At 59.2% G+C, this 1369-nt stretch carries 2 protein-coding genes; both read left to right on the top strand.

Annotated features, from left to right (window positions below; all coding sequences use genetic code 11):
• A partial coding sequence (locus H181DRAFT_RS28635) for an RHS repeat-associated core domain-containing protein (protein ID WP_139131776.1) occupies positions 1–528 on the top strand: 528 nt, incomplete at its 5' end.
• A 48-nt stretch (positions 529–576) separates the two neighbouring features.
• Positions 577–912: a hypothetical protein gene (locus H181DRAFT_RS29260; RefSeq protein WP_139131775.1), complete on the top strand. Its 336-nt coding sequence runs from the start codon at positions 577–579 to the stop codon at positions 910–912.
• Positions 913–1369 lie beyond the last annotated feature (457 nt).

Below are 1369 nucleotides of genomic sequence, written 5' to 3'. Positions count from 1 at the left end.
GCCAGTCCGACTGGCTCCGGTGGTATCGACTGCCCCCTGCGCTACCCAGGCCAGTACGCAGACGACGAAAGCGGCCTCCACTACAACAACCAGCGCTACTACGACCCCGAAACCGCCCGGTACCTTGCCCCCGACCCCCTCGGCCTCGACCCCGCCGACAACCACCACGGGTACGTCCACAACCCTCTCGCCTGGATCGACCCGCTGGGTCTGGAGTCTTGTAATGATCTCAAGTTCGAACCGTCACCAAAACACGGTAAAGAACAACGAGGAAATGCCGCCCCAGAGTCTCTGAACCCACAAGAAACTTTGGAGAAATCTATAGAGTATAACCAGAATACGACGCGCCGAGTCGCCGCAAATTACGATACCGGAGAGTTCGCAATTTTCGACGAAACCCACAACGACTCGGGGATCTTCCATGGCCACTCTCGCGAGTGGGGCGAATTGAACCCACAACAACAGGCGGCTCTAAGAAAGGCGGGAATGGTAAACAAGAAGGGGAAAATCCTCCCTCAGGACGAATGAGTCGTGTAAGCTCTATCAGCACCTCAACCTACGATTCAAGGTGGCGACATGGAATACAGGTCCCCGCAGCCAAAGACAAAGGCCGAGTCAGAAAGAATCTTTATCGAAGGCCGCCCCGAAGAGGTCAGCGAGGCGATCATCGCGGCCGCACTGCACGACGAAGATCGGGAGTGGGTGGAAAGGTGGGTAATTCACCTTTCCCGGCATGAGAATCCCTCTACGAGAAGTGCAGCGGCTATCAGCTTGGGACATCTGGCGAGACTGCACGGTGAGGTTTCTCAGACCGCTATTGAGGCTATCCGCCACCTGCTAACAGATGAACGCACCGCGGGCTCAGCTGGCGACGGCCTCGACGATGTTGCGATGTTCTGCAAGAGCAGGTGACCCTCCCCCGGCTTTAGTGATGTCAAGATTTCAGCAGGCCCGCTTTGGATCCGACCCGCTCTCCGTTCAGCAGGTCGGTTTGCTACCGACGGTGTTGACCACGTTGCGAAGCTTCGGCAGCGTTGCAGTGCGCCTAGTGACAAATGACTCGCTGGGCAATCGACGCGGTACGGCGCGAGCCTTTGAGCGTCCAGAGACAGGAGGTGAGCAGCGACCATTCGACCGAGATGGGTCCCCGGAGCTTGGCTGCCCTGCTGCAAGCTCGTGAGTCGTGCCGGGGAGGCTGGGTGCGAGGTGGAACCTCACCCCGCCTGCATCTCGAAAGTCGGATGGGGTAACAGCAGACTCCGGCCGACTACGACGTCCGCTTCCACGCCATCATCACGGACCTCGTCGGCACCCCCACCGAACTCCTCACCCCCGACGGGGACATCGCCTGGCAACAACGCACCACGCT

The sequence above is a fragment of the Streptomyces sp. WMMB 714 genome, from assembly GCF_900090125.1.
GTDB classification, from domain to species: domain Bacteria; phylum Actinomycetota; class Actinomycetes; order Streptomycetales; family Streptomycetaceae; genus Streptomyces; species Streptomyces daqingensis.
This window is presented reverse-complemented; position numbering and strand designations above follow the sequence as displayed.

Excerpts from the sequence above, each read along its gene's own strand:
- H181DRAFT_RS29260 (WP_139131775.1), top strand. The coding sequence starts at position 577 with ATGGAATACAGGTCCCCGCAGCCAAAGACAAAGGCCGAGTCAGAAAGA.